This is a genomic window from Clostridium intestinale (assembly GCF_035905475.1).
Taxonomy (GTDB): domain Bacteria; phylum Bacillota; class Clostridia; order Clostridiales; family Clostridiaceae; genus Clostridium_T; species Clostridium_T intestinale.
In genome coordinates, this window is record NZ_CP121166.1 from 2,223,370 (window position 1) to 2,247,623 (window position 24,254).

Here is a 24,254-nt window from a genome sequence, read left to right on the forward strand (position 1 = left end):
TCACCTCACGCAAAACTCATAATAAGAGATTTTACTATTAAATACCAACCATCTACCATAGCAAATAAAAGTAATTTAAATGGAAGAGATACCATGACAGGAGGAAGCATAAACATACCCATAGACATAAGTACAGAGGCTACAACCATATCAATTATTAAAAATGGTAAAAATATTAAAAATCCTATAGTAAAAGCTGTTTTTAATTCACTTATGACAAAAGCTGGTACTACAACATATAAAGGAACATTCTCCTCTGTTAAATCAGTTGTATCTATTTTAGACGTTTCTACAAAAAGCTGTAAATCCTTGTCTCTTGTTTGCTTTATCATAAACTCTCTTAAAGGTTTTGATCCCGCCTCTATGGCTTGTTCTTGTGTTATTTTATTTTCCATATAAGGCTGAAGAGCATTTGTATTTATTTCATTATAAACGGGTTGCATTATAAAAAGGGTTAGAAATAAACTTAATCCAACCATAACCTGAGATGGTATTGCCTGCTGAGCTCCTATAGCATTTTTAAGAAAGGATAAAACTACAGCTATTCTAGTGAAAGAAGTTACCATCACTATAAAGGAAGGCAGCAAAGTTAAAATGGTTAAAAATATCAATAATTTTATATTTGTTACATAGTCTGTAGGCGTATCTCCACCATCTAAAGAAACGCTTAAATTAGGTGCTGCAAAAGCCTTCTGACTAATTGTAAAAAATATTGCTAAAAACATAATTGTATATATAATTACTCTTTTTTTCTTCATTACTTCTTTCCTCTATACTTAATCTTATCTAAATATTTTTGATAACTTTCTACTAGCTCTTTTCTATGTTCTTCTTTATTGTCTAATATAGTTTGTAACTCATCTTTAGATAACTTTCTTAAAGTTTCTACCCCTCCAGAAGTTATTGCTACAACTAAAGCATCTTCCCCTGTTTTTATAATAGCTAAAGTACACTCTTTCGTAAGTTGAATTTTTTCAATTACATTTAAATAATTAGCCTTAGCTAAGGATACAGATTTATTATTTAAAAACCTTAAAGTTAATATTAGTAGAAAAATAATTATAGGTAAAACAATTATAAATCTAAATATTAGATCCACACTTTCCATATACTCATCCTTACTGAACTGTAAAATCAGAAAAAACCACTTCTAATATCTGACCTTTTTTAAGTTCTGAATTTATACTATCCATTATCTCTTTTTGGATAGCAACTTTATTTCCTAATGCTTCATCAGCAGTTTTTGCATTAAATGTAGTAATTATTCTATCTCTTATTAATGAAAGACTAGTTTCGAGTTCCTCTTTAAGTCCCTTAACTGAAGAATCATAACCTAACGTCACCTTGACTTTAACGTATCTTTTGCCACCTGCATCTTTAAGGTTTACTAAAAGTGCTTCTTCTCCTGCAACAAAATAAGCTTTTTCCACATGTTTTTGTACAGTAGAATTTTTAGCCTGCATATAGAAGTAAACTCCAGCGAAGGTTCCTCCTCCTCCAAAAACAATAAGTAGCAATATTATTATTAGAAATTTACCTTTACCGCCTTTTTTCTCTTTTTTGTCTTTATTCTCCGCCATTCTCTTTACTCTCCTTTTCCGTAGCTACAATTAATATATTAACTCTTCTATTTTTCGCCCTATTTTCCTCTGTTGAATTATCCACTAAAGGTTTAAACTCGCCATAAGCTGCTGAATTAAACTTATTAACATCAAGTCCCTTTACTTGAGTAAAGTATCTAATTACACTATTAGCTCTTGAAGAGGATAAATCCCAATTATCATTAAACCTATAATTATTAATAGGTACATTATCTGTATGACCTTCAACTATAAAAGTGTTATCTAAAGTTCCTAACAATCCGCTTATTTTATCAAGTACTCCCCTACTTTCTGGAATCAATTCTGACTTTCCAGATTCAAAAAGTATTTTATCATTAAGCTCTATTATTACTCCTCTATCATCAGTTTTTATTTGTGCAATATCTTTTAACCCATTATTTTCAAGAAATTCACTTACCTTTGTAAAAGTTGAATTTTGCATTCCAACATCTTCTGGAACCACCTCTTCTAATATCCCGTTTCCACCATCTAAAATTGATTCTCCTGAAGTTCCTCCTCCTAGTAAGCTTGTTAACGCAGCACTTATTTCTTTTAGTTTTTTTTCATTTACACTGGAAAAAGAATATAATAGTACAAAAAATGTCAATACTAAGGTAACCATATCACCGTAAGTTGCCAGCCATGCATCAGTTTTAACTTCCTTTTTAGGCTTTTTTTCTCTTGCCATTACTCAGCAACTCCTTCACTAGAATTTATGGATTTTTGCAAATAATCTAGTCTCTCCTTAGGTGTAAGATATGTATTTAACTTTTCTTCTATTATTCTAGGATTTACTCCTGATTGAATTGCTAAAACTCCTTCAATCATCATCTCTCTAAAAGATGACTCCTCTCCACTTCTTGTACTTAACTTATTAGCTATAGGTACTAAGAAAATATTAGCCAAAACTGATCCATAAAATGTTGTTATTAATGCCTTTGCCATACCTGAAGCTATGTTTGAAGGATCATCTAGAGCCGCAAGCATCTGAATAAGTCCTATTAATGTTCCTATCATACCAAAAGCTGGAGCATAGGCCGCCCATTGTTGTAATATAGTTATACCTTTTTCATGTCTAGTTTCCATTTCACCTATTTCAAGTTCCATGATTTCTTTTATAACTTCTGGTTCTATTCCATCTACAACCATCTGAAGTCCTTTTTTAAGAAAATCATCTTCTACTTGGCTTATCTCATCTTCAAGAGATAGCAATCCCTCTCTTCTAGCCTTCTTAGAAAGACCAGAAAATCTAGAAATCAAATCTACTCTCGATTCTTTAGAATACTTAAAACTTTGCATAAAAACCTTAGGTAAGTTTTTAAAATCTTCCGAAGATACAGTAATTACTACTGTTGCGAAGGATCCACCAACTGTAATAGCAACTGATGCAGCATCCCAGAATATTAACAACCTGGTTCCTCCCATAGCCATTCCCCATATAGTTAAAACTACAGCAGCCACTAGTCCTGCTATAGTTAATATATCTGTCCTCTTCATTGTGTTCCTCCTACAGCTTCATATTAAAAATTCTATTCTTATATCTGATTACTCTATCCACTACCTCTTCTGGTGTTTCTAAAACAATGTACTTCTTCCCATTAGTTAGAGTAATTATAGTTTCTGGAACTTCTTCAATCTTCTCTATGTGTTCTGCATTTAGTATAAGTTCTTTTCCATTCATACCTGTTAAATTAACCATATACGCCTCCAAATTAGTTAAGTTGAGAGTGTATAGTGGAGAGTTGAGAGTTCTATTCTAATTTCTTCATCAACTCTCAACCCTCAACTCTCAACTAATTAATTATCTTTTTAGATTTATTATATCTTGAAGAATTTCATCTCCAGTTGTTATCATCTTTCCACTTGCTTGGAAAGCTCTGTTTGTTACTATCATATCTGTGAATTGTTCTGCAAGGTCAACATTTGACATTTCAAGCATCCCTTGAACATTGTCTCCATAACCTTTAGAGTTATCTTCTCCAGTAGTTTCAAGCCCGCTCTTTATAGTAGCTCCACCTGAGTTTGCTGAAGCTTCATAAAGGTTTTTACCTAAAGAAGTTAGCCCTTCTGGATTTCTGAAACTTGCCATAGCAATTTGTCCTAAAGCTGCAACTGAACCATCTTCTAAAATTGCACTTATTACTCCAGTTTTATCAATAGTGTAAGACTTAACCTTTAATTCTTGATCAGTTCCTGGAACTACAACTGTTTCTGGAATTTTCAAAGATTTTAAAGCTCCATCATAGGATTTTAAGTCTTTAGTAGCATCAACAAATGATATTGTTCCATCAGCATTTAAACTTTGTACTGGTGTTCCACCTGTAATGTCAGTTGCTGTTATAGCTTCTGATATAGTTTTAGGTGCATTAGCTACAGTAACTAATTGAGTTATTCCTTTATCAGTAAGTGATTTACGGATTGAATTTTGTACTTTAGTATTGTCTATTGTAGATGGAGTTGTTGTAAAATCTCCATTTATTGTTATTGTTTTTGATTTTTCATCTACCACAGTTGAAAGTTCTGTACCCTTAGTTATTTTTCCTATTTGAATCTTATACCCATTTAAAGATCCACCTTCTGCAAAAGTAAACTTCATACCAAAAGCTTCTTGATCAGATGGTTTACTATCTTTTGCTCCACCTTGTATATTAGTACTATCTAATCCTGTTAAAGCTTTCCCATTTCCAGTAACTGTGCTTCCTGGTAAAACAGCTGCAATCGCTGCTTGAAGATCAGCGGCTAAGGTAGTTGAAGGTGTTAAAAAGTCTCCATTTATAACTATTTTGTGATTAGTTGCATCTACTGTTGCTGTAGCTGGAGTAGGTCCATTTACTTTATTTATTGAAATCTTATAATCAGTTAAGGTTCCAGTAGGTAAAGTTATATTTAATCCTTGAATTGTTGCTGTTGGAGCTGTTGTAGCTGTTGCTCCAGCTGCTGTAACCTCTGTACCTGATATTGGTGAAACAACCCCTGTTCCTGATTTAAGCCTTTGTGCAAATAATGCAGTTGTTTCTGGGTTGGTTGTAGCACTTAACTGTGCATTAATAGCATTAACTATATCTTCTGGTTTTGCACTAGATAGATCAGTTGAAATTGTAATAGTTTTGTTAGTTGTATTTATTGCAGCTGTAGTTGTGCCGCCATTAGCTATTTCGTCAATCTTGAAAGAGTATCCATTAAGTTCTTCACCTTTTTCAAAGTTTAGCTGAACCCCTACTAGTCTTACTGAATCTGGAGCTGTAGCATCTGAACCACCTTCTATAGCTTTAGTTCCTATAGATGCATAAGCTGGTATTTCACCTGAAGCTTTTACTCTTTGAGATATTCCTGCTGATGATACAGCTTTATTAACTGCTGACTCCACTTGAGCAGTAGTTAAAGTTGAAGTTTCTGAAAAATCTCCATTTATAACTATTACTTTATTTGTTTTATCAACTTCTGCTGAGGCAACTGTTCCTGGTGAAATCTTTCCAAATGCTATCTTATAACCATTTAGCTGTGATCCTGGGCCAAAGCTGAAATTTATACTTGATAAATTCATTCCATCTGGAGATATAGCTGTAGCAGCTTGAGCATTATCATCATTAGTTAATGTATATCCTAACACTCTATATCCATCTGAAGTTAATAGATTTCCACTTTCATCTAATGTAAATGCACCATCTCTTGAGTACATTATTTTAGATCCTGAACTTGATAATGATTGATCAGTTATGTTGTGTGAACCAGCAGTATGTGAAACTTCTAAAGTATTATCACCTAAAACAGCTGGACCACTACTTACCATAAAGTATCCATTACCATCTATTGCAACATCTAGTGCTCTATTAGTAGGCTGCATCATACCTTGTGTCATTATTCTATCAATACTTGAAAGTTGAACTCCAAGTCCTACTTGCTTAGCGTTAACTCCACCTTGATTTGTTGAAGGAGTCATAGCATCTTTAACATTTTGATATAACATATCTTGAAACTTAGCTCTTGAAGCTTTAAATGAAGTTGTTCCAACGTTTGATATATTATTACCTATAACATCTAATTTAGTTTGATTTGCTTTCATTCCAGATATTCCAGAATACATTGATCTTAACATATTTTCTTACCTCCAAATTTTTTTATTCTCCCGCATCCATCATTCAGCAGGTGAAGGCTTCCTTATTTAAGGTCCAGCCTATAAAATTACTACGCTATCTACGTTTGTAAATACATTTTCTTTTGATCTTTCTTTATCAACAGCAGTTATTACGGTGTTATTTTGAACTGACGCTATTATAGCAACATCTTTATAAAGCATAAGAGTATTTTTTGAGCCTTTTTCTCTAGCCTTACCTAATCCTCTTTCTATTTCCTTGTAATCATCTTTTGTAAAATTAAGATTGTCCAATCTTTCTGCGGCATGTTTGGAAAGTGTAAACCCTCCACTAGTTTTTTCTATTTGTCTATCTAAAACTTCTTTAAAAGTTTCTCCAGTTACCTTACTACTTTTAGTAACAGGATCCTTATACTCCGGGAAATTTCCTACAGGATAGGCTCTGCCATTAATTATTCTATAGCCCATCTTTAATCACTTCTATTCCTTATTTTCTACTTTGCTTACTTTATCAACACTTACTGTCAATATTTCATCACTGCCATCTACTTTTAGCTTTATATTTACAACTCCATTGTCTTTACTTACACCAATAACTGTTCCTTTAATATTTTTATCGCTGCTATCTTTTTCAGTTAACTCAACATTTTTACCTATAAAACCTGATGCTAATAAGAAGCTCATGTTTCCATTTAAATTAGTAAGAACAGGTAATGAGTAGTCTGGTACATTTACAACACTTACCACTGTGTTTAAATCAAAATTCTTTTCAACATTAGTTCCTTTTTCATTTACTGTTACAGACAATGTTGTAGAGCCATTTTGAGTCGTAACCGCATTAACAACTCCTGTATAAGGATTACCTTCACTATCTAATACATTTACTGTTACACCTTTTCCAACTAATGATTGATTAGCAAAGCCTGACATTGTAGTATTAAGATTTGCCATCTGCTCCATTGATGTAAACTGAGCCATTTGAGATATGTATTGAGTTGAGTCTACATTAGCTGTTGGATCTTGATTGGATAACTCTGCTGCTAATATCTTTAAAAATGAGTTTTTATTTAAATCACTACCAGCTTTTACTATCTTAGTTCCTCTATCAGTTGCAGTGGCGGATCCATTATATCCAATTGCACTTGTTGAAGCCATTCTTTTCCCTCCTATGCTAAAATATTTAAATTATTTAAAGTTTCTAAATTATCTTCTGCATCTGTAGCTTCTATACTATCTTTAGCAGTGTATTTAGCAGTGTTTTGCGAACTGTTCCTTTCTTCTCTAGAAAAATTACCTTCTCCGGATTGGAATGATTGAAAACTATCATTAAAATCTATATTTACATCTTCAATTTTGATGTTTTGAGTATTTAATGCATGTTTTATCTCTGGAACTTTGGAACTTAATAAATCATAGGTTTCCTTATTAGATGCATTTATGCTAGCTTTCATAATTTCACCTTGAGTTATTAGCTTTATAGTTATTTCTCCTAATTCTTTAGGTTTAATCTTAACAGTAAGTTCTTTTAAACTATTGTCTTCCATGTACTTAAAAGTCTTTATTACATCTTGTACAACTGTATTTTTAGATACTACAGGTGTTTCATTTGATACATTGCTTACAGTAGTTGTACTGTTAAGTGGTGTAAACTGAATTACTTTTGGTAAAGTTTTTTCATCTTTACTATTATCACTAAGAAGTCCACTTAAAAACTTATCTTCTTTAGCAGTAGTTTCTGACTTTGTGTAACTAACTTTATCTTCTTGGCTAACTTTAACTGAGTTTGAGTTAGTTTCAGTATTTCTATATTGAACTTTTGGTTCTAATACATCAAAATCACTTTTTTTAGGTTGTTCATTTAACAAACTTTGAAGTTCATTTGTTTTAGTATTAGTTTCAACTTTATTTACAGGTACTTCTAACTCTTTACTAATTAGTGTAGTTAACTTTTCTAATACTGTTGGTTTTTGATCTAAGTTTTTAACCATCTTATTAGTTGAAGCATTATCCAAAACTTCTGAAACCTTAGCTACTAAATTATTCACTATAGTTTTTATATCACTTGTTTTAACTTCATCAGTTAATTCTAAGTTAAAAAGTTTCATAACTTCTTGACCTAACTTCCCATCTTTTTCATTAAGTAGTTTGTCAAAGTCGTTAGTTTTTAGAACTTCTTTTAAATCTGATGATAGTTTTGGATTAGATAACATGTCCTTTAAAGTTACTTCGCCTTTTACTAACTTAGTTACTAAACTGCTTAACTCTGTAGAAACTTCACCAGACTTTACTTCCGAAGTAGTAATTTGATTTTTAATTGTATTAAATAGGTTCAATAGACTACTCAAAGTAGATATAACAGTCTCATCAAATTCTTCATCTTTATTTCCCAGGAAATCTGATTTAACTTCTTCTTTTGATACCTTATCTGATTCTGAAGTTTCTGTTGATTTTTCATTTGACGTTTTTTCAACTTTGTTTTCTACTTTAGTTTCATCGTTTTTAACTACTTCTTTTTTAACTTCATTTGTATTTTCAATATCTTTAGGTTTACTTGATTCATTATTTTCAACCTTCTTAGTAGTTTTATCTACACCTGTGCTTTTATCTAAAGTATCCTTAAAACTCTTTTTGTCACTACTTTCAGTAGTTGCTTTATAAGAAGTATTATCAACTTTAAAGTCTGGCGCATAGTTTATTTGACTAATATTCACTTATTTCTCACCCCCTTTCACTATTTCTAAAATATGAATATAGAGCGAACTCATCATTACTAACTCTCTCTACCCTATCTTGCTCTTGTTTAAAGGCTTGAAACTTTTTATCCTTTAGTAGTTCTACAGTTTTTCTATCTACCGTCTTTTGTTTTACTATCTCTCTTTTGTAGTCAACTTGTTTGCTTTTATCAACTAACTCTTTTTCAGTTTGGTCTATTCCTTGAGTAAGTGCTATTAGATAATTTCTTTTTATCTTTTGGTAAACTACACTTTCACCCTTTTTAATTCCCTTATGTTTTTCATAATCATCTTTGAGAGAAGTTAGATGATCTTCAACAATCTTCTTTTGTCTTGTTACCTCTTGAAACTCTCTTATAGACTCTTCTTCTTTTTTAACCCTTATGTCTAACAATTTTTCTAGACCAAAAACAAATCTATCAGCCATCTTTCCTCCATCTAGAACATTGATGTTAATGTTCTAACACTTTCATCAAACCCACATTTTTCTTTTATTCCTTGCTTTAAGAACTTCTCAATATAAGGATTATATTGAACTGCTATGTCAATTTTTTTGTTACTTCCACTGACATAGGCACCTATATTGATTAAATCTTCTGCTTCCTTATAAGTAGCTAACAAATCCCTAGCCTTTGATGCAGCATCTTTATGATTATCCTCTGCAATAGATGGCATAAGTCTTGAAACTGAGTTAAGAATATCAATAGCCGGGTAGTGATTTTTATGAGCTAAAGCTCTAGATAAAACTATATGTCCATCCAATATACCTCTTACCGCATCGGCAATAGGTTCATTAAAATCATCACCATCAACCAAAACTGTATAAAAAGCTGTTATAGAGCCCTTATCTGAAGTTCCTGATCTCTCCATAAGTATAGGAAGTTTAGCAAAAACTGAAGGAGTATAGCCTTTAGTTGCTGGAGGTTCTCCTATAGCTAGTCCTACCTCTCTTTGAGCCATGGCAAATCTAGTAACAGAGTCCATCATAAGGATAACCTTTTTACCTTGATCCCTGAAATATTCAGCTATTGCTGTAGCTGTAAGTGCTCCTTTTAATCTTATAAGTGCAGGTTTATCTGAGGTTGCACAAACTACTACTGACTTTTTCATTCCTTCTTCTCCAAGGTCAGCTTGAATAAAGTCTAAAACCTCTCTACCTCTTTCTCCGATTAATGCTATAACATTCACATCTGCCTTAGCTTCTCTAGCTATCATACCTAAGGTTGTACTTTTACCAACTCCACTACCTGCAAATATTCCAATTCTTTGACCTTCTCCGCAAGTTAAGAATCCATCTATAGCTCTAACTCCAGTTGGAAGAACATCCTTGATTCTTCTTCTTTTTAATGGATCTGGTGGAGAATTATCTAAAGGATAATCTTCTCCAAAACCTATTTCATCTTCATTTAGAGGATTTCCTAATCCATCTAATACCTTACCTAAAAGATTGTCGCTACACTTTACGCTAAGAGGTTTTCTTTCTGGAACCACTTTACAACCTGGTGATATCCCACTAAGTTCTCCAAGTGGCATAAGTATAACTTCATTATCCTTAAATCCTACAACTTCACACTTTATAGGAATATTTCTCTCATTATAGATTGTACAAAGTTCACCTACAAAGGCTTTAATGCCCTCAACTTCAACTGTTAATCCTATAATCTTTTTAACTTTTCCTTCTATGTATGTAGGGGATAATCCCTTAACTTTTTTATTTAAAAGCTCAAAATCTATTGAAATCATATATTCACCTACCCAATTAAAGCATCTCTAATCTTTTCCATACCTATATCAATTCCAACTATACATTTACCGTTATCTTTATGTATCTCAGCATTTCCTTCTGGAATACTTTCATCTTCAATTAGATGAATTTCTTCAATACCATAATAACTTTTCCACTCTTGAACATGAGCTTTTATACTTTCACTATGTTTTTTATTACACTTTATTAAAAAGACTTTATTTCCTTTTGAAGCTTCTATGTATTCTTTGACTAATTCATCTATACCACTTTCTTTTCCTAACTCTCTTTTTAAAACTGACTCTGCAATATTTATAGCAAGATTGACTATTTCTTTTTTCTTATCTTCCAAATACTTTGTATAAACATCATTAGACTTTAAAAGAACTTCATTAGCTTCACTTATTAATCTGTTTGCCTCTTCTTGTGCCTTTACTATAGTTCCATCATAAGCTTCTCTATAGCCCTTTTCGTGACCATCTTCATAGCCATTACTTTCGCCTTGTGCATATCCTTTTTCATAAGCTTCTTTTTCTATAGTTTTTGCCTCTTCCATAACCTTATATAAAATATTGTCTCTTTCTCTTCTAGCATTTTTTACAATATTCTCACCTATGGAATTGAAGCTTTGCATTATGTCATCTCTATTGTCCGCTCCAGAGCCATCCTCACTAAAGGAAGCTCTGGAAACAGAAGTATAGCTAGTTGTTATTACTTTTTGTTCACCTGATTTTAAGTTATCTTTTTTTATTACACTATAAGATGAGCGCATCTTCTCCACCTCTTGAAATTATTATTTCTCCGGCTTCATCTAGTCTTCTAATTACTGAAACGATCTTTTGTTGAGCCTTTTCAACATCCATAAGTCTTACTGGTCCTAAGAATTCCATATCTTCTTTCAATGAAGCAGCGGCTCTCTTAGATTGATTTCTAAATATAGCTTCCGCAACACTTTCTGAACATCCTTTAAGAGCAAGTGCAAGTTCTTTAGCATCTGTTTCTCTAAGAACTCTTTGAATAGATACATCATCAAGAGTAATGATATCTTCAAATACAAACATAGAACTCTTAATTCTATCAGCTAACTCTGCATCTTCTCTCTCTAAGCTTTCTGTAATATTCTTTTCAGTTGTTCTATCAACTTGGTTTAATATATCAACAAGGGTATCTACTCCACCTAAGGTAGTCATTTCTGTTCTAATTACAGATGACAACTTACCTTCTAGAACCTTTTCGATTTCTTTAATTACCATTGGAGAAGTATTACTCATTGTAGCTATTCTTAGCGCAACCTCTGACTGCATCTCTTCTGGTAGTTCAGCTAAAACTTGAGCTGACTTATCAGCTTGAAGATAACATAGTATTAAAGCTATAGTTTGAGGATGCTCATTGATTATTACATTTAAAAGTTGTTGTGAATCTGCTTTTCTTGCTATCGCAAAAGGTCTATATTGAGCTGTAGCATCAGAAACCTTCTCTAATATCTCCTCAGCTCTTTGAGCTCCTAAAGCTTTAGATAGTAATACTCTAGCATAATCCATACCGCCTTCTAAAAGGTAGTCTCTAGCTTTATTCATCTCTACAAATTCATCTAATATACCTTGTCTTTGTTCAGATGTAACAGAGGTTATGTTAGCTATTTCATAAGTTATTTTTTGAATTTCACTTTCTGGCAGCTTTTTTATTATGGATGAGGATGCCTCTGGTCCTAATGTAATAAAAAGAATTGCCGCCTTTTGAATTCCAGTTAGTTTAGCATCTTTAGCCACTCAATCACCTCTCTCTTTCATTAAGCCAAGATTTAAGTATTTCAACTACTTGTTCTGGTTTTTCCTTTGCATATTTTTTAACTTCACTTTCTATATGGCTAGTTTCATCATTAGGTTCAAAATCTATTGGGTCATAAACCACAGGTTCCTTAGGTTTTATTTGTTCTCCAACAACTATATCTAAGATATGTGGCTCTTCTGCCTCGTCTTTCTTTCTTCTCTTTCTAAAGAATATAATAGCAGCTACTATTGCTACAATTCCTATACCTGCACCTATTGCTATATTTCTTATTAGAGTCATCCTTTCTTGCTTAGCTATCTCTTCTTGCATAGCATCCAATTGAGCTTTTGCTTCTTTATTTGCTGCAGGGTCAAATGTCATACCTACAACAGATATTTCATCTCCTCTATCTGCTTTAAGCCCTATAGCGTTAGCTATAGATTTACTCATCTGCTCTTGAGTAGCTGCATCTAAGTTTCCATCTATCATAACGGATGCTGTAACTCTTCTTATTCCACCTTCCGCTTTTATTGTTTTAGTTTCTGTTCTACCTGATTCATAATTAGTAGTTTGTTTTTCACTTGATGAAGTACCTGAACCATTATTTGTATCAATTGTATTGCTCGAATTATTATCAACTGGACTTGCTCCATTTGTTGTTGTTCCATTTTGATTAACATCTTTAGATGTTTCTTGACTTACTATAACTTTGTTAGGGTCTATAACAAGTTGTGTTTGAGAAGTTGAATCAAAATCTAAATCAGCATTTACTTGAGCTGATATTTTCCCTTTACCTAAAACCGGTTCATATAAATCTATAATTGCTTGTTGTAATTCCTTTTCAAACTGCTTTTCAGCTGCTCTTTGTTTGTCTACTGAGGTTGAACTTGCAACTCCATTATCATCAAACAAGCCTTTAGATAAAAGATTCATATCTGAATCCATAACTTCAACATTTTCATTTGGAATATTTTCTGTACTTCCTGAAACTAATGCTACTATACTTTTCACTTGATCATTTTCTAAGGTTTTTCCTGCTTTTAACTGTATATAAACAGCAGCCTTGCCAGGTGTTTTATCCTTAACAAATACTGAACTTTGTGCGGGGGTTATATGTACTCTTGCAGCTTCAATCTGAGAAAAACTTTTTATAGTTTTTTCTAATTCCCCTTGAAGCATTCGTATTTTCTTTACTTGAAATTCCTCATCTGTCATACCAAAAGAACTGCTCCCGTCCATAAGTTCATAGCCTTTACTTCCGGACTTAATTTCTGTTGCTAATTCTAATCTAAGTTCGCTTACCTTCTCTTTTGGTACTAAAATGCTTTGCCCGTCTATCTTCATATCAACCTTTGCTTCTTTAAGCTTAGCTGTTATAGTTTGTGCATCACTTGCTTCCAAATCGCTAAATAAAATACCATACTTATTTTTACTAGAGTAAAAACTAAAGCTTATAATACCAACTACTAATGCAACTAGGGCAATAATCAGAGAAATTTTAACTCCTTTTGAAAGAGACTTAAATTTCTCTTGGAACTTCTTTATAATCTCTTTTATTTTCTCCATTATTAACTCCTCACTGTTATCACTATATCTGCATTCTATTTATTTCTTGGATAGCCTCAACTATTTTATTTCTAACTTGTACTGCTAGTTGTAGAGAAGTTTGAGCTTCTGCTGCTGCAAGCATAACATCGTGTACTTCAACATCTTCACCTTGAATCATCTTGGTTGTCATTTCATCAGCATTAACCTGCTGTTCATTTACTTCGTTTAGCTTGTCCTTTAATATCTTAAAGAAATCACTTCCACCAGCTTCACTTATTTTGTTATTTTTATTTTCATTACTTGTGTTAAAAATCTGTTCATTTGGAATGAATGAATTTATCTTCACGTATTATACCTACCTTCCTATTTCTAGTGCTTTCATAAACATACTTTTATTTGCATTTAATGTATCTATGTTTGCTTCATAAGATCTTGAAGCTGAAATCATATCCGCCATTTCATTTAATATATTCACATTTGGAAGTGTTACGTAACCTTCTTCATCAGCATCTGGGTGTGAAGGGTCATACTCTTTTCTTAATGGAGATGGATCATCAACTATCTTCTCAGCCTTTACCCCTGCTCCACCTGTTTTATTATCTAAAATTTCTTTAAATACAGCTATTTTTCTTACATAAGGTTTTCCATCTTCACCTCTAGTAGTGTTTACATTAGCTATATTTGATGAAATTGTATCCATTCTAAGTCTTTCAGCGGTCAATCCAGAAGAACTTATCTTTAATGCATTAAACATGCTCATAATTATTTACCTCCACCTGTTATAACATATCTTAAATTGCTTATCTTTCCATTAGCTGAAGTAACTAAGGCATTATAAAGCATAGTGTTAGCTGCCTGATTAGTTTTTTCAAGTTCTAAGTCTACATTGTTTCCATCTGTCCTCATGCTTGTACTTTCATCTTTTAAGACTTTAGCAGCACCAGTATTTGCGTTATCACTTATATGTTTGTTTTTAGTTACTTTTAATGATAATTCACTTGAACTCTTTTTAAATTGCTCTTCAAAAGACACATAGCTTCTTTTAAAATTTGCTGTATTAATGTTAGATATATTATTCGATATAATTTCTCCTCTTAATGAAGAAGCATTTAATCCACTTTTGATTAAATTATATGTTGATTCTGAAATATTCGCCATAGATTTTCTCATATCCTCTCTTTATATATTTAAATTCTTACATCATTCTTACTAAAACCCTAAAATCCAACAAACAATTTAATATAATTATAATTTATATTTAAAGATATTTCTACATAATTTTTCAAGTTTTCATGTCTTTAATTGTATTTTTAATTAATTTTAATCTTTGTTAATAACTTTTAACTTATCAAAACCTGCTTTTCACATTGAATTTTCTGAATTTTCCAACTATTGATAATCATTACTCATTAGATATATGATATCTTATTCTATAAAATAAAAAAAGAGTTTTCAGAATAATTTTTTATTCTAAAAACTCCATTTTCTACTTTAACATACATTTAATATCAAAAAAAGGTACAATCATACAACAAATTTCGACTATTTTATTCTTTCTAATATCTGAAGAACGTCTTGTGGTAACTTATTTGTTTGAACCATCATGGCTATAGAAGAGTTTACTAATATAGATTCTCTTGAATAGTTCATCATTTCTTCAGCTATATCAGCATCTCTTAAACTACTATCTGCATTTTCTACAGCTTGAGATATTTCTCCTAAACCCTGAGATAAGGATTCAAACTTGTTTTGTATAGCTCCATATTTACTTCTAATAGAATTCACACTATTTACAGCTGAATCAAGAATTTCAAGATTTTTATTACGCATAGTTGGATCAAGAACATTGATTTCCTCTAAATAACCTACTCCATCTTTGCCTAGATTTGTTGTACTTGTATTAAATGTAGGAATTTTTGCAAGTTCTCCTACATTCGCTCCAATGGTTGTATTTATAAATCCAGGTTTATTATTATCAGTTACGTTTTGGTCATTTAACAACTTTACTCCATTAAATTCAGTATCCTTAGTTACTGAGTTTATATGTTCCTTTAATTGGCTTACTTCTTGTTGAATAATAGCTTTATCTTCATCATTTAAAGAATCTGAGTTAGCTTGAACAATTAATTCTTTCATTCTAGATAAACTTTCAGAAACTGAATTTAAAGCTCCATCAAAGGTTTGAAGCATAGATGCTCCATCTTGTAGATTTCTTCCCGCTGCTTGAAGTCCTCTTATTTGAAGTCTTAACATCTCAGACTGTCCTAAATTATTAGGATCATCTTTCGCCGAGTTAATCTTTAATCCAGTAGATATTCTGTTGAAAGCAGTTTCTTGAGTTTTAAGTGCCTTTGTATATCCTTTATAAACATTAAGAGACATTAAGTTAGTGTTTAATCTCACATTCATCACTCCAATAAATTTCTATATATAAGTTATATCGAAGATAAACTTTAAAAACTTTATAGGTGAATTTAAAAGAGTCTGTAATTAAAACAGACTCAGTTCAGTTTATATACTTCTAATAAGTTCCTCCACAACATAATAAGCATCTTCAATACTCAAACTTGAATAGATTGGTAAACTAATTTCATTTTCATATTGAGAAAGGGCATTTGGATAATCATCAATCTTATATCCTAGCTTCTTATATAAAGTAAATAAAGGCAGCGGCTTAAAGTGAACATTAGTTGCTATTCCTTTTTTAGCTAAGTTCTCAATAAGTTTATTTCTCTTCTCTTCTTTAAATCCTCTAATTCTTAAAGGATATAAATGATAGGAAGTTTCTGTTCCTAAATCATCTTTTTCAAAAGGAACTATAGCCCAATCATAGTCTTTAAGCAAACTTGTATAAACATTAAAAATCTTCTTCCTTTTTTCTAACATGTCAGGATATCTTTTTAGTTGTACTAATCCAATAGCCGCACTTATATCTGTCATATTACATTTAAGCCCATCAGTTATAATATCATACTCCCATGCCCCTGCTTTTGTCTTAGAAAGTGCATCTTTGGTTTGTCCCTGTAAAGATGCAATTTTAAACTCTCTGTATAGATCTTTTCCTCTTAGCATGGTATCCTCATTATAGGTAATAGCTCCACCTTCTGAGGTAGTTAGATTTTTAACTGCGTGAAAGGAAAAACTATGAAAGTCACACTGAGCTCCTACAACTTCACCCTTATATTTTCCCCCAAAGGAATGAGCAGAGTCACATAGTATAATTATATCTTCTCTATTTTTAGCTTTTAAAACTTCCTTAATACAATCATAGTCACAAGGAACTCCTCCAAAATCTACAGGCATTATCATTTTAGTATTACTATTTATAGCACTCTCTAGTTTATTTAAATCCATAAAAAAAGAATCTTTCTCTAAGTCTATTAAAGTTGGTTTAATTCCCTTATGCAAAGCAACACTTGAGGTTGCTGAATAGGTATAAGGAGTTGTTATTATCTCATCTTTTCCTTTTATATTAAGAACCCTTAACACTAACTCCATAGCCTCCGTTGCAGAATTAACTGCTACAGCTTTGTCAACTGAACAATATTCTTTAACCTTGTCCTCAAATTCTACTACCTTAGGCCCAGAAGTTATCCATCCTGATTTCAAAACCTTAGTTACCTCTTCTATTTCCTCCTCTGTTATATCTGGAGGAGAAAAAGAAATTTTTCTTTCGTCTTTCATATTACTTCCCCTTAACTTAGTTAATCTTTTCTCTACTATTATATGAAGCTTCAACTTACTATCTACTACAAAAGCAAAAAAACACTTCCAAGTATTCTACTGTGTTTAATAAAATACTTGGAAGTGTTTAAAGTTTATTTAATTACTAATTAGTCATCATTGTATATATCTCAAAATCTCTAGCAGCTTCTGCATCATCAATCTTTCCATCACTAAGTTTTCTATAAAGCATATATAATTTAAAACTTAATTCAGGGTCTGTGCTTTCAGTTTTAGTCATCTTATCTTTAATCTTATCTTTGATGTTTACTTCATCAAACTTAAGATTATCCTCAATTACTTCAGACATCTCATTTATAATCCTTAAGGCATCTCTATTATCAATCATTACTTTAAGTACTTTTATATCAGTTCTTAGTTTTTCTAAGCTTTCTCTTTTTACAACTAGTTTATCATTAATACTCATAACTATTCACCCTACCCAATCCATCTTATTACAATTATACGATAATCTTTATATAAAAATCAAACTATTCTACTTTATAAGTCTGTATTTCTGATTTCTGATATTTGGCCTTACTGCAGTACTCTCAATATATTTTTTATCTAATAACGAGTCAAATGAACTTTTAACACCTCCTGACATAATCTTATACCCAAAGTAATTTGCAATCTCTTTTTTAGTTAAAGGTCCATCTTTTAAAAGTTCAAGAATATTTTTCTCAATTAGATTTACATCATCATAATCTTCTTGTTCTTGATTTTCACCTACTTGTTTCTCATCTAAAAAAGTTTTATTTACATTTAACCTTACTAAGAAGTAATCCCTATTTTCATTGGTTTTAAATATTGGTTTCGATGAATTATTAATGTGCATAGCTTTTATCATTTTGCCTAATCCAGTAGAGTTTCCCGTTGTAAATACTAGACTTTGTAAAAACTCTCCAATCCTTAGATTTCTATATATTCTAGCACAAACTTCACCCTCATTTATTTCATTTTCATCTACAATTTTATCTGCTCCAGGATAACTTATAATTACAAACTTAGTCCTATCTATTCTAATCTCTATAGGCATATGCAGCTTATAGTTTTTATGATAAACAGCATTTACAACAGCTTCTTTTATAGCATCTATTGGATAGTTACACACATCCCCGCTCTCCAGTTTATTTATTTTAAGTACATAAGTTTTTACATATCTTAAAACCCCTCTTATTTGTTCATGGATAGGCCCATCAAAAACCGTCATTATATGCTTCTTATCGGCAGATGAATTTTCAAAGTGCACAAGGTTTATATAACTTCCTGGAATAAACTCTTTTGGTCTTTCAGTAAACATCAAAACCCCAATATTTTTAACTTTTAAAGTTCCTGATGACTCTTTAATTATATCTAGCTTTTTCCCAATATCCTCGATTGAGATTTTTAAAGCATCTTGGTATCGATCACCTTTAATATCATAAAGATATTGTTTTATTAAGGTCAATCTTAAATCTTCAAGCTTACATTCTAAGTTTATATCATCATCAAAAGAAGTTTGATAATTATTATTTATAGGTAAGATTACCTCTTCTTTAATTTCCTTTTTATCTTTATTAAAGAAAATTTCTCTCTCAACCTCTCCTTGAACCTCCTCTCCATCAGTCCAAACCGAGTGGCTTAAATACTCATCTTTATCATCTCTTCCAAACTCACTTACCGTAATTTCCTTCATGAAACTTTCTCCTAATAAAATTATTCCCTTTATACTATGTAAAAGTTAGAAAAAGATTTCTATATATCTCTAAAACTCTCTGGTATAGCCACTATTCTACATTTTGCATTAAATATTGACACAATTTTAACTTATCAACATATTATATTAGTACATTGAATTTTAGGGAAGGAGGTGATTTATTATGAATGTAAATGAAGATTTACAAACAGTCACTTTAGCCATAGAAATCCACAATGGAACTAAACCTTCAGGTGAAGTAACCTATAAAAAAAGAAGTTTTTCAGGAATAAGGCTTGATTCTCCAACTGAAAATATTCTAAATGTTGCTAAAGCCATAGCTTCAGTATTAAACACTCAAACTGGAGACTATTTACTAACTAAAGTAAGTAAAATTTCAGAAACTGAAGGAGAATAGTATTATGAATTTTGAAAAAACATTAGCTAGCACTGGAGGTGAGATATATGGATCATTCACTTTCCCTAGTCTTTATCACCAGCAATGGTAGTAAAGCCTCTATAACTATTCCTGATGTTAGAGAAGGATTAACTAATGAAGAAGTTGAGGAATTGATGCAGGTTATTATAGAAAACAATACTTTTCTAACTAAGAACGGAACTCTTGTAACACCTTACTCCGCTAAGATTGTTAGTAAGAGCAGTACAGTTATTGAGTTAAAGAAATAAAAAATTTAGCCCACTTGCTATGGAATCTTAAATTCTATAGCAAGTGGGCTTTATTAATTACAGCTTTCTTAGATTATATACCAAACTCTACAGGTTTTAAGCATACATAAAAATTTAATCAGTAAATCCTCTGTTTCTTTACTCATCTTCATTGTCGAAATCACTAAAGTATTCATTATAAACTTCACTCATATTATCACCAAATTCCCAATCTACCCCTACTACATCTTCTCGTATATGATTCATTCTGTCTTTACATTTCTCCTCTAGACCATTCTTAAAGATATAATCTAACGCATTAATATAAGATCTTAGTATATTATTATAAAGCCTTTCATCTACATCTCCATATTCAATCATAAATTCTACTCCAAGTTCTGAGTAACTAATCATAAGTTCGGCAATCAACTTTGAATTTTTAGATATTTTTTTAAAATCTCTAATGGCTTTGCTAATATTTGAATATTTAAGCTTCCCAAAACCTTTATAATGAAAAAATTCATCTTGAATAATTTTTTTGTACTTTTCAAAGATTTCTATTTCAAAATCTGGATCTACTTTAGTTCTGTAATACTCTTTGACTACAGGAAATTGTTTTGCTAATTCAACTATTTCTTTTATGAGTTCCTGATTACTTTTATTTTTTAAATATGATCTTAAATCATTGATTTTTAACATAGACATGATATTTCTCCTAATAGTATTAATCATAACTTTACTATATACTATACTTTCTTAACTATTAATGGACTATTATTTAAGAAATCAAATTATAAATATTAATATCGTTTCTTCTTAGAGAAGTTTTTTAAATATACTTTAACCCGTCTGGATATTCATATTTTGCTTTAATGCTTATCTTTTCTTCTAATAACTCTCTAAAAGCTTTTTTATCTTCGGAAGTTTTAAATGAATCTAGAGGGATTGTAAAATACTGTTTTCTAGAAAGAATGATGAACATATAATTTTCAGAAATATTTATACTACTTATTGATGAGTAACTGATTTCTCTTTTTTCTATTGAATTAATAATATAAAAATGTTCTTCTAATATACCAATCTCCATCATATCAAACATACCTGATTTTTTAAAATCATCATACTTTTTATTAAATATATATCCAAAAGATTTTCTTGTTATTATTTTAAAGAATATAACAGTAGTTAAACTTGCAAAAATTGCCTCTATCCTAAATCCCTTATCATCTGTTATCCTCCATACCAAAAATATTATACTCAAAACAAAAAGCACTAAAAGCCCTCTACCTACCTTAAAAGTCATTGTTTCTATAATATTTCTAGCATAAAAGTCTGAAAGATTTTCTTTATCTAATTTAAATCCTATAGTCATATATCAAATCACCTCATATATTATTTATATAATAAAAATTGTGGATATAAATTGCTTACTGTTTTATTTGTTTTTTCTTTAAGTAAATTTGTAAAATCATATTCCTCTGGAGTATCTTTAAAAGCTGCTTTAGGTATATAAATATACTCATTATTTCCAAAGATAATTATTAAATAATTATCTACCATATATAAAGCTCTTATAACATTAAAATAAATCAGTCTTTTTTCTCTAAAGTTCTCTACATACAATCCTTCTTCCTCACTTAATGTCACTTCCATATCTTTAAACATATAGGCAGATTCTTTTCTATTTAACCCTGCTATTATCATATTTTTATAAAACACTTTCATAAAAAACTTTATAAAAATAGAAACTAAAATAGCTATTATTAAAGCAATTACTCTAAATTTATTTTCACTCGAAACTAAAATAACAAATGCAACTATAAGCAAAATAAATAGCCAAGTATATTTTACTATTTTATTAAACCTTTCTGTTTTATAAGTAACACTGGTATAAAAGTTTAAAAAATCTTTATACTCTATTTTAAATTTTATATTCATAATTCCACCTTTTATATATTTATTTACATAACATATTATATATGGTAATAGCAGTTTTTGAAATAAAAAGATGGATTATATTTCAAATCCATCTTAGTTACAGTCTACTTTCCTCATCTAATGCCTTTATCTGAGTAGCTAGTTTATCTATATTCATTTGTATACTTTTTAAGTCTTAATAATAAATATTATCTTTCTTATAACTAACCGCCAATTCTAACATTTTAGATTCTTAAGTTATGTTTAGACTTACATTTATATATCCTTCTCATAACTTCTCAAATAAAAAGTTGTTCAATTGATATTTCTAATTTGACAAATCATATCTTTGGGATAAAATCATATCCAACTCTCTGCTATTTGATACTCTTTTCCATGTATCAGTCTCAGTATCAAAAGTTTTTATTACTTTAGCTGGATTTCCAACAGCAACACAATAATCAGGTATATCTTTTGTTACAACTGAATTAGACCCTATAACACAGTGTTTCCCTATTTTAACATTTCCAATAATTACACTATTAGCACCTATCCATGTTTCATCTCCAATGTTTATACAATTTTTCATTGAATCTATTCCTTGATAAATTATAGGAATATTAGTATCTCTATATTCATGATTATGATCTGAGATTAAAACATTAGGTCCTAATAAAACATTTTTACCAAAAATAATTTTATTTGAAGCCGATATCGTACTTCTTCTTCCTATATTTGACCCTTCACCAAATTCTATCATATATTGTTCTGTATTTATGTACGCTATATTTATCCAACAATCTTTTTGAATAACTACATTGTTATCAAATTTTATTTTCTCTATTCCTCTAACATCACAACTTGGATCTATAAAATAATTACATTTATTTTCTTTACTACAATTATCTTCAATATCCTTATCGCTTTTATTCCTATTCACAACATTAACATTATATTCTTTATTTTCTTTATTAGTTATTTTATTCAACCTTTCAGCAACAATTAAGTATTGATATGCATCGTATTGTTGTAACATCTCTTCACTTGATATTTCAGCTAATTTATTCATAAACTCCTTATCTTCTTTACTAACATTAACGGTAGTCTTTTGGTGGGCTATTGTAAAATATCCGCACCTATTAAACATATCTACTATTTCATTAAACGTAAAAAATCTCATATGAGTTTTATCCAGAATTCCTGATTCTCTATATGTCCAATTTCCATTTATTAAATCTCTTATTACACTATAATGCATTACGTTAGGTATGCTAGCTATTATTTTACCGTTATCTTTTAAATATCTTTTTATGTTCTTTAATACAAGCCAAGGATCATATAGATGCTCTAAAACATCTGCAAAAATTATATAGTCAAAATAATTCTCTTCATAACTTAAACTAGCACTTTCAATATTTTCGGCTCTAATATCAGCAAAATTCTTAGAAATCAAAGCAGCATTTTCATTTAGCTCAATTCCATAAAGGTTAGCATTTTTATACAAATTTTTTATTTTTAATAATGTCGCTCCACACGCACATCCCACTTCTAGTATATTAAAATCTTCCTCACTTCTTTTATCTATATATTTAATTATATCATTTCTTATAAATGAAGAATATGATGAGTTAAAACCCCATTTTTCCTCAAATTTCTTCGAGTTTTTATATAATATACTATTAAAATTATTAATATCTTTAAATGAAGTACTTCCAAAATGATGTATGAAAGTATCATTGCAAAGCAATAAATTATATCCCTCATTTATTATTCTTATAGAATAATCATCATCTTCAAAGTTCCCTGGAGTAAATCTTTCATCAAGCAGTCCTATATCTTTTATAATACTTTTCTTTATAAGCATACAAAACCCTACTAACTTTATTCTTTTTTCCCACTTTAGAGGGTTTGACACATTGAAGTCTTTTGCAAATTCTATCATTTCTTCTATACTTTTATATTCTGTATAAATAGATTGATAATATGAACAGTTATTAGTTACAGCTCCTACAGCTCCTACATTTTCTGAACTCCAAAGAGCTGAATTTAAATTTGTAAGCCAGTTTGGTGTTACAATTACATCATTATTAAGTAGAAGTATACTTTCTCCTTCTGCTATTTTTATGCCTTGATTACAACCTTTGGGAAATCCTAAGTTCTCCGAATTTAATATTACTTTCAAATCTTTCTGATTTTTTATCCATTCTATAGTTTCATCTGTAGAATTATTATCTATTACAATTATTTCATAACTACCTTCTTCTGTATACTTTCTTATACTTTCTATACAAAGTCTTGTATATTCAAAATTATTATAAGTAAGAATTATTATACTAGTTTTTAAAAATTTAGGTTTTCTCAAAATATCTTCTAAATCTTCTGTTTCCCCCATAACTTTCAAATTTTCAAAAATAAGACTTTGAATGTTTTTATCTTTTATATTAAAAAGAGCCCTTTTATAATAAATTTTCGATTTATCTATTATATTCTTATTTTGATATAAATATCCTAAATTATAGTTTAAATCAAAATTGTCATCTTTAATTAGCAACCCTTCTTTAAATATTTGTTCTGCCATATCTAGATTATTTTCCATAATCTCTATGATTCCTTTGAAAGAGTATAGATCAATATCATTTTTCTCTATACTTTCGTACTCTTGTATCAATCCTTTGGCTTCCACTAATTTGTTTTCATTAATAAATTCTTCTATAATTCTTTTTATTTCTATTTTATATGATTCAAATTCATTTCTATTTGCAATATTTTTATCATTCATTTA

General features: G+C 30.3%; 28 protein-coding genes. 2 read left to right on the forward strand and 26 right to left on the reverse strand.

The features are described 5' to 3' along the window. Positions 1-5: 5 nt before the first annotated feature. The 22 genes from fliP to P8F83_RS11645 form a co-directional block, all read right to left on the reverse strand. The gene (fliP, locus tag P8F83_RS11535; RefSeq protein WP_326514704.1) at positions 6-758 is read right to left on the reverse strand and encodes a flagellar type III secretion system pore protein FliP; all 753 of its coding nucleotides are present in this window, start codon (positions 756-758) and stop codon (positions 6-8) included. Further along, entirely contained in the window at positions 758-1,108 is a 351-nt protein-coding gene (locus P8F83_RS11540) for a flagellar biosynthetic protein FliO (RefSeq protein ID WP_021800942.1), read from the reverse strand. Before P8F83_RS11540 ends, fliP begins: the two co-directional genes overlap by 1 nt. Positions 1,109-1,118: 10 nt before the next feature. Continuing rightward, positions 1,119-1,580 carry a flagellar basal body-associated FliL family protein gene (locus P8F83_RS11545; RefSeq protein WP_326514705.1) on the reverse strand — a complete coding sequence of 154 codons (462 nt, stop codon included), beginning with the start codon at positions 1,578-1,580 and terminating at the stop codon, positions 1,119-1,121. Further along, a complete protein-coding gene (locus tag P8F83_RS11550; RefSeq protein ID WP_326514706.1) occupies positions 1,567-2,289 on the reverse strand; it encodes an OmpA family protein in 723 nt (240 codons plus the stop codon). The genes P8F83_RS11545 and P8F83_RS11550 overlap by 14 nt, the downstream gene beginning before the upstream one ends. Next, complete coding sequence (locus P8F83_RS11555) at positions 2,289-3,098, reverse strand: motility protein A (protein WP_326514707.1); 810 nt, start codon at positions 3,096-3,098, stop codon at positions 2,289-2,291. Before P8F83_RS11555 ends, P8F83_RS11550 begins: the two co-directional genes overlap by 1 nt. Before the next feature lie 10 nt (positions 3,099-3,108). Then, positions 3,109-3,300 carry a flagellar FlbD family protein gene (locus P8F83_RS11560; RefSeq protein ID WP_021800938.1) on the reverse strand — a complete coding sequence of 64 codons (192 nt, stop codon included), beginning with the start codon at positions 3,298-3,300 and terminating at the stop codon, positions 3,109-3,111. Between the two features lie 102 nt (positions 3,301-3,402). After that, positions 3,403-5,697: a flagellar hook-basal body complex protein gene (locus P8F83_RS11565; RefSeq protein WP_420022612.1), complete on the reverse strand. Its 2,295-nt coding sequence runs from the start codon at positions 5,695-5,697 to the stop codon at positions 3,403-3,405. A gap of 78 nt (positions 5,698-5,775) precedes the next feature. After that, positions 5,776-6,162, reverse strand: a complete 387-nt coding sequence (locus P8F83_RS11575) for a TIGR02530 family flagellar biosynthesis protein (RefSeq protein ID WP_073018663.1) — start codon at positions 6,160-6,162, stop codon at positions 5,776-5,778. A gap of 12 nt (positions 6,163-6,174) precedes the next feature. After that, on the reverse strand, positions 6,175-6,849 hold the full coding sequence (locus tag P8F83_RS11580) for a flagellar hook assembly protein FlgD (RefSeq protein WP_073018661.1): 675 nt from the start codon (positions 6,847-6,849) through the stop codon (positions 6,175-6,177). 11 nt (positions 6,850-6,860) lie between these two features. After that, complete coding sequence (locus P8F83_RS11585) at positions 6,861-8,405, reverse strand: flagellar hook-length control protein FliK (RefSeq protein ID WP_326514708.1); 1,545 nt, start codon at positions 8,403-8,405, stop codon at positions 6,861-6,863. Positions 8,406-8,412: 7 nt separating this feature from the next. Continuing rightward, a complete protein-coding gene (gene fliJ / locus P8F83_RS11590; RefSeq protein ID WP_326514709.1) occupies positions 8,413-8,853 on the reverse strand; it encodes a flagellar export protein FliJ in 441 nt (146 codons plus the stop codon). An 11-nt stretch (positions 8,854-8,864) separates the two neighbouring features. Then, the gene (fliI, locus tag P8F83_RS11595; protein ID WP_315112747.1) at positions 8,865-10,169 is read right to left on the reverse strand and encodes a flagellar protein export ATPase FliI; all 1,305 of its coding nucleotides are present in this window, start codon (positions 10,167-10,169) and stop codon (positions 8,865-8,867) included. A gap of 8 nt (positions 10,170-10,177) precedes the next feature. Next, a complete protein-coding gene (locus tag P8F83_RS11600; RefSeq protein WP_326514710.1) occupies positions 10,178-10,942 on the reverse strand; it encodes a FliH/SctL family protein in 765 nt (254 codons plus the stop codon). Next, positions 10,926-11,939, reverse strand: coding sequence for a flagellar motor switch protein FliG (gene fliG, locus P8F83_RS11605; RefSeq protein ID WP_326514711.1), 1,014 nt, complete (start codon positions 11,937-11,939; stop codon positions 10,926-10,928). The genes P8F83_RS11600 and fliG overlap by 17 nt, the downstream gene beginning before the upstream one ends. A 4-nt stretch (positions 11,940-11,943) precedes the next feature. Then, on the reverse strand, positions 11,944-13,506 hold the full coding sequence (gene fliF / locus P8F83_RS11610) for a flagellar basal-body MS-ring/collar protein FliF (RefSeq protein ID WP_326514712.1): 1,563 nt from the start codon (positions 13,504-13,506) through the stop codon (positions 11,944-11,946). Between the two features lie 22 nt (positions 13,507-13,528). Further along, on the reverse strand, positions 13,529-13,834 hold the full coding sequence (gene fliE / locus P8F83_RS11615) for a flagellar hook-basal body complex protein FliE (protein ID WP_021800929.1): 306 nt from the start codon (positions 13,832-13,834) through the stop codon (positions 13,529-13,531). Positions 13,835-13,843: 9 nt separating this feature from the next. Continuing rightward, a complete protein-coding gene (flgC, locus tag P8F83_RS11620) occupies positions 13,844-14,248 on the reverse strand; it encodes a flagellar basal body rod protein FlgC (protein ID WP_021800928.1) in 405 nt (134 codons plus the stop codon). A 2-nt stretch (positions 14,249-14,250) separates the two neighbouring features. Further along, positions 14,251-14,646, reverse strand: a complete 396-nt coding sequence (flgB, locus tag P8F83_RS11625; RefSeq protein WP_326514713.1) for a flagellar basal body rod protein FlgB — start codon at positions 14,644-14,646, stop codon at positions 14,251-14,253. A gap of 384 nt (positions 14,647-15,030) precedes the next feature. After that, a complete protein-coding gene (locus tag P8F83_RS11630; RefSeq protein WP_238902579.1) occupies positions 15,031-15,891 on the reverse strand; it encodes a flagellin in 861 nt (286 codons plus the stop codon). A gap of 108 nt (positions 15,892-15,999) precedes the next feature. Then, a complete protein-coding gene (locus P8F83_RS11635) occupies positions 16,000-17,172 on the reverse strand; it encodes a DegT/DnrJ/EryC1/StrS family aminotransferase (protein ID WP_326514714.1) in 1,173 nt (390 codons plus the stop codon). Between the two features lie 145 nt (positions 17,173-17,317). After that, a complete protein-coding gene (locus tag P8F83_RS11640; RefSeq protein WP_181601041.1) occupies positions 17,318-17,638 on the reverse strand; it encodes a hypothetical protein in 321 nt (106 codons plus the stop codon). A 69-nt stretch (positions 17,639-17,707) separates the two neighbouring features. Continuing rightward, complete coding sequence (locus P8F83_RS11645; protein WP_326514715.1) at positions 17,708-18,889, reverse strand: hypothetical protein; 1,182 nt, start codon at positions 18,887-18,889, stop codon at positions 17,708-17,710. 184 nt (positions 18,890-19,073) lie between these two features. Between P8F83_RS11645 and P8F83_RS11650 the strand changes: the two genes are divergently transcribed. Continuing rightward, a complete protein-coding gene (locus P8F83_RS11650) occupies positions 19,074-19,307 on the forward strand; it encodes a DUF1659 domain-containing protein (protein ID WP_326514716.1) in 234 nt (77 codons plus the stop codon). 47 nt (positions 19,308-19,354) lie between these two features. Beyond that, complete coding sequence (locus P8F83_RS11655; protein ID WP_021800908.1) at positions 19,355-19,576, forward strand: DUF2922 domain-containing protein; 222 nt, start codon at positions 19,355-19,357, stop codon at positions 19,574-19,576. 138 nt (positions 19,577-19,714) lie between these two features. Here the strand turns inward: P8F83_RS11655 and P8F83_RS11660 are convergent, their stop codons facing one another. The 4 genes from P8F83_RS11660 to P8F83_RS11675 all read right to left on the reverse strand — a co-directional run bounded on the left by P8F83_RS11660 (position 19,715) and on the right by P8F83_RS11675 (position 24,251). After that, positions 19,715-20,260, reverse strand: a complete 546-nt coding sequence (locus P8F83_RS11660; protein ID WP_326514717.1) for a DUF6155 family protein — start codon at positions 20,258-20,260, stop codon at positions 19,715-19,717. A gap of 124 nt (positions 20,261-20,384) precedes the next feature. After that, entirely contained in the window at positions 20,385-20,927 is a 543-nt protein-coding gene (locus P8F83_RS11665; RefSeq protein WP_326514718.1) for a YcxB family protein, read from the reverse strand. A 20-nt stretch (positions 20,928-20,947) separates the two neighbouring features. After that, complete coding sequence (locus P8F83_RS11670) at positions 20,948-21,493, reverse strand: YcxB family protein (protein WP_326514719.1); 546 nt, start codon at positions 21,491-21,493, stop codon at positions 20,948-20,950. A gap of 307 nt (positions 21,494-21,800) precedes the next feature. Then, positions 21,801-24,251 (reverse strand): glycosyltransferase, encoded by a 2,451-nt coding sequence (locus tag P8F83_RS11675; RefSeq protein ID WP_326514720.1) that lies wholly within the window; start codon positions 24,249-24,251, stop codon positions 21,801-21,803. Positions 24,252-24,254: the final 3 nt, after the last annotated feature.

Excerpts from the sequence above, each read along its gene's own strand:
- fliJ (WP_326514709.1), bottom strand. The coding sequence starts at position 8,853 with ATGGCTGATAGATTTGTTTTTGGTCTAGAAAAATTGTTAGACATAAGG.
- P8F83_RS11645 (WP_326514715.1), bottom strand. The coding sequence starts at position 18,889 with ATGAAGGAAATTACGGTAAGTGAGTTTGGAAGAGATGATAAAGATGAG.
- P8F83_RS11600 (WP_326514710.1), bottom strand. The coding sequence starts at position 10,942 with ATGCGCTCATCTTATAGTGTAATAAAAAAAGATAACTTAAAATCAGGT.
- P8F83_RS11640 (WP_181601041.1), bottom strand. The coding sequence starts at position 17,638 with ATGAGTATTAATGATAAACTAGTTGTAAAAAGAGAAAGCTTAGAAAAA.
- P8F83_RS11575 (WP_073018663.1), bottom strand. The coding sequence starts at position 6,162 with ATGGGCTATAGAATAATTAATGGCAGAGCCTATCCTGTAGGAAATTTC.
- P8F83_RS11650 (WP_326514716.1), top strand. The coding sequence starts at position 19,074 with ATGAATGTAAATGAAGATTTACAAACAGTCACTTTAGCCATAGAAATC.
- P8F83_RS11580 (WP_073018661.1), bottom strand. The coding sequence starts at position 6,849 with ATGGCTTCAACAAGTGCAATTGGATATAATGGATCCGCCACTGCAACT.
- fliF (WP_326514712.1), bottom strand. The coding sequence starts at position 13,506 with ATGGAGAAAATAAAAGAGATTATAAAGAAGTTCCAAGAGAAATTTAAG.
- P8F83_RS11665 (WP_326514718.1), bottom strand. The coding sequence starts at position 20,927 with ATGACTATAGGATTTAAATTAGATAAAGAAAATCTTTCAGACTTTTAT.
- P8F83_RS11540 (WP_021800942.1), bottom strand. The coding sequence starts at position 1,108 with ATGGAAAGTGTGGATCTAATATTTAGATTTATAATTGTTTTACCTATA.
- P8F83_RS11545 (WP_326514705.1), bottom strand. The coding sequence starts at position 1,580 with ATGGCGGAGAATAAAGACAAAAAAGAGAAAAAAGGCGGTAAAGGTAAA.
- P8F83_RS11670 (WP_326514719.1), bottom strand. The coding sequence starts at position 21,493 with ATGAATATAAAATTTAAAATAGAGTATAAAGATTTTTTAAACTTTTAT.
- flgC (WP_021800928.1), bottom strand. The coding sequence starts at position 14,248 with ATGAGCATGTTTAATGCATTAAAGATAAGTTCTTCTGGATTGACCGCT.
- P8F83_RS11565 (WP_420022612.1), bottom strand. The coding sequence starts at position 5,697 with ATGTTAAGATCAATGTATTCTGGAATATCTGGAATGAAAGCAAATCAA.
- P8F83_RS11550 (WP_326514706.1), bottom strand. The coding sequence starts at position 2,289 with ATGGCAAGAGAAAAAAAGCCTAAAAAGGAAGTTAAAACTGATGCATGG.
- P8F83_RS11555 (WP_326514707.1), bottom strand. The coding sequence starts at position 3,098 with ATGAAGAGGACAGATATATTAACTATAGCAGGACTAGTGGCTGCTGTA.
- fliI (WP_315112747.1), bottom strand. The coding sequence starts at position 10,169 with ATGATTTCAATAGATTTTGAGCTTTTAAATAAAAAAGTTAAGGGATTA.
- P8F83_RS11660 (WP_326514717.1), bottom strand. The coding sequence starts at position 20,260 with ATGTCTATGTTAAAAATCAATGATTTAAGATCATATTTAAAAAATAAA.
- P8F83_RS11635 (WP_326514714.1), bottom strand. The coding sequence starts at position 17,172 with ATGAAAGACGAAAGAAAAATTTCTTTTTCTCCTCCAGATATAACAGAG.
- P8F83_RS11655 (WP_021800908.1), top strand. The coding sequence starts at position 19,355 with ATGGATCATTCACTTTCCCTAGTCTTTATCACCAGCAATGGTAGTAAA.
- P8F83_RS11560 (WP_021800938.1), bottom strand. The coding sequence starts at position 3,300 with ATGGTTAATTTAACAGGTATGAATGGAAAAGAACTTATACTAAATGCA.
- P8F83_RS11675 (WP_326514720.1), bottom strand. The coding sequence starts at position 24,251 with ATGAATGATAAAAATATTGCAAATAGAAATGAATTTGAATCATATAAA.
- fliP (WP_326514704.1), bottom strand. The coding sequence starts at position 758 with ATGAAGAAAAAAAGAGTAATTATATATACAATTATGTTTTTAGCAATA.
- flgB (WP_326514713.1), bottom strand. The coding sequence starts at position 14,646 with ATGGCGAATATTTCAGAATCAACATATAATTTAATCAAAAGTGGATTA.